General features: G+C 72.4%; 11 protein-coding genes. 1 reads left to right on the top strand and 10 read right to left on the bottom strand.

The window, feature by feature from the left end:
- Positions 1-64 precede the first annotated feature (64 nt).
- The 4 genes from CK485_RS22615 to CK485_RS22630 are packed head-to-tail and all read right to left on the bottom strand — an operon-like array spanning position 65 to position 3330.
- Entirely contained in the window at positions 65-928 is an 864-nt protein-coding gene (locus CK485_RS22615; protein WP_109453698.1) for a PhzF family phenazine biosynthesis protein, read from the bottom strand.
- Positions 921-1880 carry an LLM class flavin-dependent oxidoreductase gene (locus tag CK485_RS22620; RefSeq protein ID WP_109454345.1) on the bottom strand — a complete coding sequence of 320 codons (960 nt, stop codon included), beginning with the start codon at positions 1878-1880 and terminating at the stop codon, positions 921-923. The genes CK485_RS22615 and CK485_RS22620 overlap by 8 nt, the downstream gene beginning before the upstream one ends.
- A 2-nt stretch (positions 1881-1882) precedes the next feature.
- Positions 1883-2824: a hypothetical protein gene (locus CK485_RS22625; protein WP_109453699.1), complete on the bottom strand. Its 942-nt coding sequence runs from the start codon at positions 2822-2824 to the stop codon at positions 1883-1885.
- Complete coding sequence (locus CK485_RS22630) at positions 2821-3330, bottom strand: VOC family protein (protein ID WP_241968535.1); 510 nt, start codon at positions 3328-3330, stop codon at positions 2821-2823. Before CK485_RS22630 ends, CK485_RS22625 begins: the two co-directional genes overlap by 4 nt.
- A 285-nt stretch (positions 3331-3615) precedes the next feature.
- Here CK485_RS22630 and CK485_RS22635 point away from each other — a divergent pair, with 285 nt between their 5' ends.
- The gene (locus CK485_RS22635; RefSeq protein ID WP_109453700.1) at positions 3616-4281 is read left to right on the top strand and encodes an O-methyltransferase; all 666 of its coding nucleotides are present in this window, start codon (positions 3616-3618) and stop codon (positions 4279-4281) included.
- A gap of 90 nt (positions 4282-4371) precedes the next feature.
- Here the strand turns inward: CK485_RS22635 and CK485_RS22640 are convergent, their stop codons facing one another.
- The 6 genes from CK485_RS22640 to CK485_RS22665 are packed head-to-tail and all read right to left on the bottom strand — an operon-like array spanning position 4372 to position 11248.
- Positions 4372-5925 (bottom strand): 4-hydroxyphenylacetate 3-hydroxylase N-terminal domain-containing protein, encoded by a 1554-nt coding sequence (locus CK485_RS22640; protein ID WP_109453701.1) that lies wholly within the window; start codon positions 5923-5925, stop codon positions 4372-4374.
- A gap of 21 nt (positions 5926-5946) precedes the next feature.
- A complete protein-coding gene (locus CK485_RS22645; protein ID WP_109453702.1) occupies positions 5947-6528 on the bottom strand; it encodes a flavin reductase family protein in 582 nt (193 codons plus the stop codon).
- The gene (locus tag CK485_RS22650) at positions 6515-8491 is read right to left on the bottom strand and encodes an anthranilate synthase family protein (protein WP_109453703.1); all 1977 of its coding nucleotides are present in this window, start codon (positions 8489-8491) and stop codon (positions 6515-6517) included. The genes CK485_RS22645 and CK485_RS22650 overlap by 14 nt, the downstream gene beginning before the upstream one ends.
- Complete coding sequence (locus tag CK485_RS22655; RefSeq protein WP_241968600.1) at positions 8488-9153, bottom strand: isochorismatase family protein; 666 nt, start codon at positions 9151-9153, stop codon at positions 8488-8490. Before CK485_RS22655 ends, CK485_RS22650 begins: the two co-directional genes overlap by 4 nt.
- 47 nt (positions 9154-9200) lie before the next feature.
- Positions 9201-9992, bottom strand: coding sequence for an SDR family NAD(P)-dependent oxidoreductase (locus CK485_RS22660; protein ID WP_275124657.1), 792 nt, complete (start codon positions 9990-9992; stop codon positions 9201-9203).
- Entirely contained in the window at positions 9989-11248 is a 1260-nt protein-coding gene (locus CK485_RS22665) for a 3-deoxy-7-phosphoheptulonate synthase (RefSeq protein ID WP_109453705.1), read from the bottom strand. The genes CK485_RS22660 and CK485_RS22665 overlap by 4 nt, the downstream gene beginning before the upstream one ends.
- Positions 11249-11266: the final 18 nt, after the last annotated feature.

Here is an 11266-nt window from a genome sequence, read left to right on the forward strand (position 1 = left end):
TCCTCGGGGCAACGGGGCAACGGGGCAACGGGGCAACGGCCGCGGGCGGAGCCCCGGCCGCGGGTCAGCGGGAGAGCGCCGCGTCGGGCTCGGGGACGACCTCGCCGGAGACCGTGGCCGTGGGGTCGCCGCCGTCGTACGTGGTGAGCGTGCAGGTCAGCAGTGATCGGCGGGCCGTCCCCACGCCCTGCCTCACCTGGAACCGGTGCGTCGCGGGCTGCGCCGGGAGCAGCCCGTTGTGCAGCAGCCACAGGCCCAGGGCGAGCGCCGCGGAGGAGCAGGCGGGGTCCTCGGGGATGCCGTAACCGGGCGCGAACATCCTGGCGTCCGCCCGGAGTCGGTCCGCATCCCAGTGCAGCAGGAAGACGTCCTTGAAGCCCGCGCCGAGCAGCACGTCAGGGTGGGGTGAGGCCTCGCCCAGGGCCTCGGGGCGCACCGGAAGGAAGTGGAAGTGGGGGCCGAAGCCCGCCCGGCCCGCCTCGCCCGCACTGTCGACGGCCAGTGCCGACCGGGGAAGCCCGGCCCCGGCCAGCAGGGGAGCCGGATCGACGGCGGAGGTCCTCAGGGGGTCGCGGGCGCTGATGGTGCCGTGCCGCGCGTCCACGGTGAGGGGGAGCAGCCTGGCCCCGCACTGCTGGACCACGGGCCCGGGCGCGATCACACCGAGGCGGGCCAGTGTGACCGCGGTACCGAGACTCGGGTGGCCGCCGAAGGGGGACTCCGCCTCCGGTGTGAACACACGGACGCGGTAGTCGGCCGAGGGATCGGTGGGCGGCAGGACGAACACCGTCTCCAACGTGCCGGTCTCCCGGGCGAGGGCCTGCATCTGATCGGGCGTCAGATGCGATGCGTCCGGTACGACACCCAGGAGCCCGCCGGAGCCGGGCTGTCCGTCGGCGAACATGCTCACGATCTCGACGTCAGACATCCGGCCCTCCCACGGTGAACGCCTCCCCGGCTTCGCCCTTCCGCGTGGCGGCCGCCTGGGCCGCGGCGCGGTCGGGCAGCAGCACCTCCCGCGCGATCTCCTCCAGCACCTCAGGCCGCCCCTCGTACGGGAACGACGGGCGTGGCCAGTGCACCACCACGTCCGTGAAGCCCAGCTCCGCGAACCGCCCGGTGGCGTCCCGGAACGCCTCGACGGAATCCAGTACGCCGCCGACCGCGGCGCCGGTCACCAGCAGCCGGTCCAGGGTCGCCGGATCGCGGCCGGTCGCGGCGCACGCCTTCTCCACCGCGTCCACCTGCTTCCCGAGGTCGGGCAGCACGCGGTCGTAGCGCGCCGCGTCGAAGCGCCCGGGCGGCCCCGCCGTGATCCAGGTGTCGGCGAACCGCGCCGCGAGCCGCATGGAACGCGGACCCGTGGCCGCCACCGCCAGCGGCATCCTGGGCCTCCGCGCGCATCCCGGCCGCATGTGCACGGCCTCGGCGGTGTAGTGGCGGCCGTGGTAGGTGGTCTCCGGCTGCCGCAGCAGCAGGTCGGTGAGCTCCAGGAACTCCGCGAAGCGGCCGACCCGCTCGCCCGGCGTCAACCGCGGGCCACCGAGCGCCAGTTCGTCGTAGCCGCCGGCGCCCGATCCCATGCCGCACACGATCCGGCCGCCGGAGACGTCGTCCAGCGCCATCAGGTCCTTCGCCAGCGTCACCGGGTGGCGGAACCCGGGAGTGGCGACCAGGGTGCCCAGCATGACGCGCGAGGTGACCGTCGCGGCGGCGGTCAGCGTCGGCACGCAGCCGAACCACGTCTCCTCGCGCAGCCACCGCCACATCAGGTGGTCGTACGTCCAGGCGTGGTCGAAGCCGTACTCCTCCGCCAGGCTCCACCGGCGCGCCGCGTCCCGCCACCGCTCCTCGGGCAGGATGACGATCCCGTGGCGCATGGTCACCCGCCCGCCCGCACGGGCGCGGAACGCGTCGCCTCCCGCGCCACGTCCGAGACGATGGCGAGGAACTCGCGCTCGTGGGCGGCCACTTCTGGACGCAGCAGCTCCTCCGGCAGTTCGCCTTCGGCCTCCCGGCCGTCCGGATAGAGCGCGTTGTCCTTGACGTCCAGGGCGATCGCGGTCAGGCGCCGCAGCAGTTGTGCCACGACGTCCCGGGACGAGGGGCGCGAGCGCAGCGTCATGAAGTAGTTGTCGTAGACCACGCCGAGCACGTCCGGGTGCTGCACCCCGCTGGGCACCGAGGCCTCCTGGAGGAGGCTGCGGCCACTGGGCACCATCCGCGCGGCGATACCGGAGTGGATGACCTGGTAGACGCGCACGGCGGCGGCCAGCTCGGCGCACTCGCGCACGCAGTCCAGCTTCCTGCCCCGGAACAGCGACTGCACCGGGCGGTGGTCGGGTGCCCAGGTGCCGCTGAACCCGGGGTGCTGGAGGAACATGCTGGGCCGGATGACGTCGTGGTACACGGCGCGCGGCATCGAGCCGGTGTAGAGCAGCATCGCGCAGTAGCCGCGCACGTACCGCGTCATGGCGGCCAGCGCGGCGTCCCGCGCCGGACCCTCCTCGGGCAGGTCGGCCAACTCACGGGAGAGCAACTGCCAGATGATGAAGGTGACCTGATGGCCCGTTATCCAGCGGAACCAGTAGACGCGGTCCGAGGAGTCGGCGGGCTGGACCGGCTCCGCGGGTCCGCCGCCGGCGGCGATGGACGCGATGTGGCGGCAGGTGGGCCCGAACTCGGCCGGGATCGCGCCGGAGTCCGCCCGGAGGCTGCCGGGCTCCGGCAGGGTGAGGGGTTCGAGACCGTAGGGGAAGTCGCCGAAGTCCCAGCGCTCGTGGTCCGGCAGTTCGGTGAGGAGGGCACCGGTGCGGGTGTTCATTCCACACCTTCCGGAAGGTAGGTGAACTCGTACTCCAGGCCGTTGACGTCCAGGACGTAGAGGCTCAGCACGCCGTCCTCGTCCTCCACGACGTCCGTCGGGCCCTCGTCGCGCACGAACGTGTAGCGGCCCGACTCGTACAGCCGCCTCCAGCGCTCGCGCCACTCCTCTATCTCCGCACGGGACCTGGTGGCCAGGCACAGGTGCTGGAACTGCGGCACCTCGGCGACGGGCGTGCGCGCGGCGCCGGCGTCGTCGGGGCGCTCGAAGACGTGGAAGCGCAGGTCGCCGGCGGCGAGTTCGACGAGGCGGGTGATGCCGGGGAGGCGGCTGAGGGTGAGGTCGGAGAACTTCTCCAGCGACCAGTTCTGCTCGGCGCCGAAGAACTCCCGGTACCAGCCGAGCGAGTTGTCCAGGTCGGACGTCTGCACGCCCACGTGGTGGAAGCGGAAGGCGGGCTCGGGCGGCGCGCCCGGCGAGGCCTCACGGGTGATGGTGTTCCGCACTTTCGTCCTCTCGTTTCGTCGGATCGCGTCGTTCGTGGAGCGCGTCGCTCGTCGGATCGCGTCGTTCGCCGGCTGCGTCGTTCACCGGATCGCGGGAGGGAATTCATCTTCCGGATTCACGCGCCGGGGAAACGCTCTTGCGAGGGGCGGCAGTTGGGGGTTCGTGTCGAGACTACGGTGGTTTCCATTCGTTAATCAAGGGGTGTTCAGGCTTCTTATTGCATCCGCGCGGTCCGGTGCGGTAGACCCTTTGACGAACCGGAGCGGATCAAAGGGAGGAGCACGATGGAAGAGCAGTGGGCGGCCATCGACACCTACGCGAACGGCCTTCTGGTGCGGCAGGACGAGGCGCTGCGGAACGCCGCGGGAGCCAGTCGCGAGGCCGGGCTCCCGGAAATCGCCGTGTCGCCGGGGCAGGGCAAATTCCTGCATCTGCTGGCGCTGACCAACAAGGCCCGCAGGATCCTGGAGATCGGGACGTTCGGCGGTTACAGCACCATATGGCTGGCGCGGGCGCTGCCGCCGGACGGGCTCCTGGTGACCTGCGAACGCGAGGAGGACTTCGCCAAGAAGGCCTGGGCCCGCATCGAGGCCGCCGGAGTGGCCGACCGCGTCGACCTGAGGACCGGCAAGGCGCTGGAGACGCTGCCCGCCCTCCAGGCCGAGGGGCTCGGGCCGTTCGACCTGGTCTTCGTCGACGCCGACAAGGCCGGCATCCCCGACTACTTCACCTGGGCCCTGAAGCTCTCCCGGCCCGGCACCGTGATCATCGTGGACAACGTGGTGCTGGAGGGCGCGGTGACGGACGCCACCAGCCCCAACCCGGCGGTGCGGGGCGTGCGCCGGTTCCACGAGATGGTCGCGGCGGAGCCGAGGGTGAGCGCGACGACGGTGCAGACGGTGGGCGTACGCGGCCACGACGGGTTCACCTACGTGCTCGTCACGGGCTGACCCGGCCGCCGGGGCGGTCGCGGGCACCGGGTGCGGTGCCCGCGACCGCCCTTGCGCGTACGGACCGGCGCGCGGTCCGCGCCGCCTCGATCAGACATCGGGATTGATCAGGTCGGGCGCCCGCCAGCCGTCCAGGTCGTATTCCGCCATGCATTCCTCCGCGAATCCCTTGTACTGGTCGACGAGACCGGACGCCTGCTGGGCGACCAGCAATTCGGTGCGGACGTTCTCGTGGTTGCCCGAGTAGTTCCGCTCGTACAGCTCGTGCCGGCCCGCGAACTCCGTTCCGACGGAATCCCAGATCAGTTTCATGAGTTTGACCCGTTCCACCGCGTCGGCACCGGAGGAGCCGCGTACGTACCTGTCGAGATACGGGCGCAGTTCCGGCTGCTGGAAGTCCTTGGCGTGCGAGTTGAGGTAGATCAGCGCGCTGCCGAGATCCTGGTGGATGATCTCGCGGACCCGCGGGTACCCCAGCGTCATGAACCAGCGGTACGCCATGCCGTAGTCGAGGTTCGGCATCACCGCGCCGTTCCGCCAGGGGTGCGGGTTGTGCGCCATGGCGTCGCTGAGCCCCCAGAAGAGGTTGCGCCAGGCCAGCACCTCGCCGACCCGGGTCTGGATGCCGCGGAAGTCCTTGGTGCCGGTCATCTCGACGCCCTTGAGCAGCAGACCGGCCAGGAAGTCCAACTTCACCGCGAGCCGTGTGACGCCGTGGAACGTCGAGCGGTGCAGGAAGCCGGACGCGGCCAGGAACGTCGCCGCCTTCGCCTGGTCGCCGTAGACGAACACGTTCTCCCACGGCACCTTCACCTTGTCCAGGACGAAGATCGCGTCGTTCTCGTCCATCCTGCTGGAGAGCGGGTAGTCGAAGGGGCTGCCGACCCGGTCGGCCGTCATGGAGTACGAGGGCCGGCAGATCAGCTTCACCCCCGGCGCGTCCATCGGCAGCGTGCACACCAGCGCGAACTCCCGCTTGCGCACGGGCAGTCCGTAGTGCGCCAGGAAGTTGTAGTGGGTGAGGGCCGATCCCGTGGCGACCACCTTGGCGCCGCTGACGATCAGGCCGTCGTCGCGTTCCCGCTCGACGTGCACGAAGACGTCGCCCACCTCGTCGGGTGCCTTGGCGCGGTCGACCGGGGGGTTGATGATCGCGTGGTTCCAGAAGCTGACCCGCTCCTGTGCCTCGGCGTACCAGCGCCGGGCGTTGCCCGCGAAGTCCCCGTAGGTCTCCGGGTCGATGCCGAGGGTGGCGAGGAAGCCCGCCTTGTAGTCCGGGCTGCGGCCGAGCCACCCGTAACTCATCCTGGCCCAGGCCGCGATGGCGTCCCGGTCGCCCACCAGGTCCTCAGCGGTGCGCGGGACCCGGAAGAAGCGGTGGGTGAATCCGCCGTTGCCGGTGTCGGTCGGCGCGGTGAGCACCGGGGCGCGCTCCGGGTCGTGCAGCGCGTCGTACAGGCGGGCCGTCATGCGCGCGGTGTTGCGGAACGCCGCGTGCTTCGTGACGTCGTCCACCCGCTCGCCGTACGCCCAGATCTCCCGGCCGTCGCGGATGCTCTCCAGGTACTCGTCGCCGGTGTAGGGCCTGCGTGCCGGGGCGCCCGGCCGCTGTCCGGCCCCCGGTTCGAGCTGCTCGGCTGTCATGTCTGCCTTTCGGTGGGTTGCTCAGTCGAGGGCGGCGAACTGCGGCCCGCTGGTGGGATCGTCGAGCGACCAGGCCCAGGCGGTGTCGCCGGGCTGCCCGGCGAGGCGGGGGAACGCGCCGCGGAAGAACAGCAGCGGCCTGCCCCGGCGCGCCTCGAACTCCCGCACCCTTCCCACGACCAGCAGGTGGTCGCCGCCGTCGTAGGTGCGCCACGGCTCGCAGCGCAGGTGCCCCACGCCGCCGCCCAGCCGGGGCGCCTCGGTGTCCTCGTCGATCCACGGCACCGTGGCCGGTGTCGTCGAGCCGGCGAAGTGCGTCGCCAGGTCCCGCTGGCCGTCGGCCAGGATGTTGATGGTGTACGGGCCGCTGCCCAGGTGCCCGGCGCTGCGGGTGCGGCGGTCGAGCGCGACCAGGACCAGTGGCGGGTCGAGCGAGACCGAGGTGAAGGAGTTGACGGTGGCGCCGTTGAGGAAGTCGCCCCGCCGGTAGGTCACCACGGTCACCCCGGTGGCGAAGTTTCCCAGGAACGTGCGCAGGGCGCGCGGGGCGACCGCGTTCCGCGCGGCGCCGTCCGCGGTGCGTGTGCTGCTAGCGGCTGCCATGGGCGAACTCTTCCTCGTGCGTGTCGTCTTCCGTGCCGTCGTGCGTGGGGTGCCGGTGCCGGGCGTCGTCCTTCGTGGACAGCGCGTCGGCGAGCAGGCCGCGCAGGATGCCGGGTCCGTCGTCGGTCAGGAAGGACTCGGGGTGGAACTGGAGCGTGGCCAGGCCCCGGCCGGTCAGGCCGATCACCTCCTCGTCGGTGCCGTGCGCGACGCGCACCGGACCGCGGCCGAAGACCGGGTCCTCGACGGCGTCCCGCGGCGTGAAGGCGGTGTAGCTGTTGTAGAAGCCTGCCTCGTACCACCGGCCGCGCAGCGAGATGCGGCGCCTGCGGCCCTGGTTGGGGCGGGGCAGCCGTTCGAGGGGCAGCCCGAGCAGGTGGCACACCAACTGGTGCCCGAGGCAGACGGCGGCCACGGGCAGTCCGGGGCGGGCGAGCAGGGCGCGGGCGGTCTCCCGCAGCCGGGTGATCTTCTCTCCGCACGGGTCGGTGGGATCGCCCGGTCCGGGGCCCAGCAGCACCAGGTCGTGCCCGATCCCCACGTCCGCCCGGGCCAGTTGGGCGGCCTCCCGCCAGGGGACGACGGTCACCCGGTTGCCCAGGGCGCGCAACTGGTAGCCCAGCATGGCGGTGAAGGCGTCCTCGCCGTCCACGATCAGGACCGAGCGGGGAGCGTCGGTGTCGCGGTGGCGCCCCTCGTGGGTCCCGAGCCAGAACGACGACACGCCGGTGTTGCGTTCCCTCAACTCCCGCTGCACAGCCGGGGATTCGGCGAAGCCGGCCGGGGCGCGACCGGCGGGCCGATGGTCGTCCTTTCGTGCGCCGGCGAACTGGGCCAGCAGGGACGCCGCCTTGGCCGAGGTCTCGGCGGTCTCCGCCTGGGGGCGGGAGTCGCGCACCACGGTCGCCCCGGCCGCCAGCCGCATCGTGCCGTCGGCCGAGATGTCGGCGGTCCTGATGAGGATGGCGGAGTCCAGGGCGCGTTCGCCGCGCTCGTCGGTGGAGGCCAGCGCGATGACGCCGCTGTAGTAGCCGCGTCCCTCCGGCTCGTACCGGGCGATGACCCGGCAGGCGTTCTCCAGCGGGCTGCCCGTCACCGTCGGTGCGAACATCGTGGTGCGCAGGATGTCGGCGAGCGGGCGGCGGGAGCGGCCCCGCAGCACGTACTCGGTGTGCGCGACGCGGGACATGCGGCGTAGCGCGGGCCCGGACACCCGCACGTCGTCGTGGCACAGCGCGGCCATCATCTTCAGTTCCTCGTCGACCACCATGTACAGCTCGTCGGCCTCCTTGGGGTCCTTCAGGAACGTCAGCAGCCCGTCCTCGTCGGGGCCGTGCTCCGCGTAGCGGTAGGTGCCGCTGATGGGGTTCATCCGCACGGTGTCCCCGTCGACGCGCACGTGCTGTTCCGGGGTGCTGCCGATCAGGTAGCGGTCGCCGGTGTGGACCAGGAAGGTCCAGTACGCGCCGGTCTCGCCGGTCAGCAGCCTGCGCAGCACCGCGCGGGCCGCGTCGTCGCCGAATCCGTCAAGGCGGGCCCGCAGGCTGCGCGCCAGGACGAAGTTGGCGCCCTCGCCCGTGCCGATCTCGTCCCGCACGATCCGCTCGACGGTGCGCGCGTACGCGTCGTCGTCGCGGTCGAAGTCCAGGGCGCCGATCGCGGGCGGTTCGCCGGGCAGGTCTTCGAGCAGCGTGGCGAGCGGGATCGTGGTGTGCTCGGCGACGTCCATCACCAGCAGCGGTTCGCCGTCGTCCGGGCAGGCGTAGCCGCGTTCCGCGATCTGGCGGTACGGCATCAGCACGAGGCGTTCGCGGCCGTCGCCCTCCAGCGTCACCCGCTCCAGGCCTTCCGCCGCGCGCATCGGGCCGGTCAGCACCTCGACCCGGTCGCCGCCACCGCTGCCCGGCCGGTGCAGCAGGGCGTAGGGCGTACCCGGGGGCGGCAGGTACGGCGCGCCGGTCATGTCGTTCCCCCGTCGTCCTCGGCGTTCCCGGCGTCCACGGCGTCCCTGCCGTCCCCGGCGTCCAGGGCGTCCAGCACCGCGCGGGCCGACGGGACGACGGCGCAGGTGCGCGCGGCCTGCCACAGCGCGATGTGGTGCTCGTCCGGGCCGAAATCGGCCACCGCGTCGCCGACGAGGAACACCTCGATGTCGTGGGTGAACGCCTCGACGGCGGTGGCGAGGCAGCCCACGTGCGCGTACACCCCGCAGATCACCAGCTGGTCGCGGCCCGCGGCGCGCAGCCGGCCCAGCAGGTCGCTGCGGAAGAACGCGCTGTAGCGCCACTTCGTCAGCACGGTGTCGTCGGCCGAGGGCGCCAACTCCTCGGCGATGGCGCGCTGTTCGGCCGTGGCGTCCATGCCGGGGCCCCACACGTCCGCCAGCAGTCCGCGGTCGTCCGGGGTCATCGCGCCGGGCTGCGCGGTGTAGAACACCGGCATCCGATGACGGACCGCGGCGTCCCTGAGCGCGGTGGCGTTGGCCAGCAAAGTGCGGTAGGGGTCGGCGGCGTGGTCGTAGAAGTCCAGGAAGTAACGCTGCATGTCGTGGACGAGCAGGGCGGCACGGTCGGGGGAGACCCGCCAGTGCGCCCGGCTGCCGGGCAGCAGGGACGGCGTGGGCATCGAGTAGGACCGCACGGAGATTCCTCGCGGGGCGGCGGTGGTCGCGGTCATGCCGCACCCAGTGCCGCGCCGCCGTCCACGGCCACCGTCGCCAGGGTGATGTGCGACGCCTCGGGCGACAGCAGGAACGCCACCGTGTGCGCGATGTCGTCCGGCACCGCCACCTTGCCCAGCGGTATGCCGACCCGGAAGGCCGCAGGATCGCCTTCGAGGGTGGCCGCCCGGTCCTGCTCGCCGGACCACATCGACCGCAGCATCGGGGTGTCGGTGGACCCGGGTGCGACGACGTTGCAGCGGATGCCCAGCGGGCCGAGTTCGAGGCCCAGGGTGAGCGTGAGGCTCTGCGAGGCCGCCTTCGACGCGGCGTACGCGCCCATGTGAGCCCTCGGCACCCGCGCGGCGTTCGAGGCGATGGTGACGATCGCGCCGCAGCGGCGCTCCCGCATGCGGCGGGCCACGGCACGGCTGGCGAGGAAGACGCCGGTGGTGTTCACCGCGAAGGTGCGGTGCCACGCCTCGTCGTCGTAGTCCGTCAGATCACCGGTGTGCAGCACGCCGGCCGCGTTCACCAGCGAGGCCACCGGACCCTGGTGCTCCTCGACCACGCGGACCGCCTCCTCCACCTCGTCGCGCGACGCCACGTCGGCGACGTGCACGGAGCAGGCGCCGTCCGCTGTGGCGCGGCCGGACGCGGGCGGCTCGTCGTGGCCGAGTGCCTTGGCGGCCAGTTCGAGGCCCTTGGGGTCCCGGTCGAGCAGGGCCACCCGGTCGCCCCGGGCGGCCAGCCGGGCGGCGACGGCGGCGCCCATGCCACCGGCCGCACCGGTGATCAGCGTCACCCCATCGTGTCGAGCTTGGTGTCGCACCGTCGGTCCTCCTTCGCTGTCCTGGTCGCCGACGTCCTGGGTTGCCAGTGCGCGCACGCGGCGACGGCCTGCATCAGGTTGAGCCGCGGGTCGCACAGGGTCTGGTAGGCGCCGTCCTGGCCGGGCACGATGCCCGCGCCGTCGCACTCGGATATGTCGTTGGGCGAGGTCTCGATGTGCAGCCCCGCGCACACCCCGCCGCCCGCCTCGACCACGGAGACGAACAGCCGTATCTCGTCCATGATCTCGTCGAGCCTGCGGACCTTCAGGCCGCCCGCGCCACGCGTGGTGTTGCCGTGCATGGGATCGCACATCCACAACACCGGGTAGCCGGCTTCGCGCACGGCGCGCACCAGCGGCTCCAGCCGTTCGACCCGGCGGGCCCCGAAGCGCGCGGTGAACGTGAGGCGGCCCGGCGTGCGGTCGGGGTCCAGCACCGAGCACAGCCGCAGCACGTCGTCCACCGAGGCGTCCGAACTCACCTTGCAGGCGACCGGGTTGCGCAACGAGGCCAGCAACCGCACGTGCGCGCCGTCCGGTTGACGGGTGCGCTCGCCGATCCACGGCCAGTGCGTCGACGCCAGATAGTGGCCGCCGTCCCCGGTGGGACGCACCAGCGGCACCTCGTAGTCGAGGACCAGCGCCTCGTGGCTGGTCCAGATCCGCTCGGTGTCCGCGGCCCGGTCGCCGCGTCCGAGCCGGTCGACGGCGGACAGCACGCCGAGCGCCAGGTCCCGGCAGCGCACCAGGCGGCGGGGGTCGGGCACCCGCGCGGCGGCGTACGGCTCGGGGCTGTTGACCATCGTGCCGCGGTACACCGGCAGTGTGTGGCCCCCATGTTCCTCGTAGCGATTGGAGCGGGGCTTGGCGAACTGCCCGGCCATCCGGCCGACGGTGAGCACCGGGCGCCCGGATCCCACGCGCATGATGTCGGCGAGGACGTCGAGCATCTCCACCTTGCGCTCCACGTCGTCCGCGCCGCACTCGGCCGGGTCCTCCGCGCAGTCCCCCGCCTGGAGGACGCAGAACTGACCGGTCGCGGCGCGGGCCAGCAGGTCGCCGAGGCGGCGCACGCCGTCCCAGCCGACGAGGGCGGGTCCCGCGCGCACCTCCTCGCGCGCCGCGGCCAGCCGTACGGGATCCGGCCACTGCGGCTGTTGCGCGGCCGGCCGCTCGGTGGCGTCCAGGACGGCGGCACCGGCGGTGGGGAACTGACGGAATGCTTCCATGACGAGCCTTTGCCGTAG

This window comes from Streptomyces sp. ICBB 8177, assembly GCF_003144095.1.
Lineage (GTDB): Bacteria > Actinomycetota > Actinomycetes > Streptomycetales > Streptomycetaceae > Streptantibioticus_D.

Coding starts and splice junctions, on each gene's coding strand:
- CK485_RS22615 (WP_109453698.1), bottom strand. CDS start 928: ATGTCTGACGTCGAGATCGTGAGCATGTTCGCCGACGGACAGCCCGGC.
- CK485_RS22620 (WP_109454345.1), bottom strand. CDS start 1,880: ATGCGCCACGGGATCGTCATCCTGCCCGAGGAGCGGTGGCGGGACGCG.
- CK485_RS22625 (WP_109453699.1), bottom strand. CDS start 2,824: ATGAACACCCGCACCGGTGCCCTCCTCACCGAACTGCCGGACCACGAG.
- CK485_RS22635 (WP_109453700.1), top strand. CDS start 3,616: ATGGAAGAGCAGTGGGCGGCCATCGACACCTACGCGAACGGCCTTCTG.
- CK485_RS22640 (WP_109453701.1), bottom strand. CDS start 5,925: ATGACAGCCGAGCAGCTCGAACCGGGGGCCGGACAGCGGCCGGGCGCC.
- CK485_RS22645 (WP_109453702.1), bottom strand. CDS start 6,528: ATGGCAGCCGCTAGCAGCACACGCACCGCGGACGGCGCCGCGCGGAAC.
- CK485_RS22650 (WP_109453703.1), bottom strand. CDS start 8,491: ATGACCGGCGCGCCGTACCTGCCGCCCCCGGGTACGCCCTACGCCCTG.
- CK485_RS22655 (WP_241968600.1), bottom strand. CDS start 9,153: ATGCCCACGCCGTCCCTGCTGCCCGGCAGCCGGGCGCACTGGCGGGTC.
- CK485_RS22665 (WP_109453705.1), bottom strand. CDS start 11,248: ATGGAAGCATTCCGTCAGTTCCCCACCGCCGGTGCCGCCGTCCTGGAC.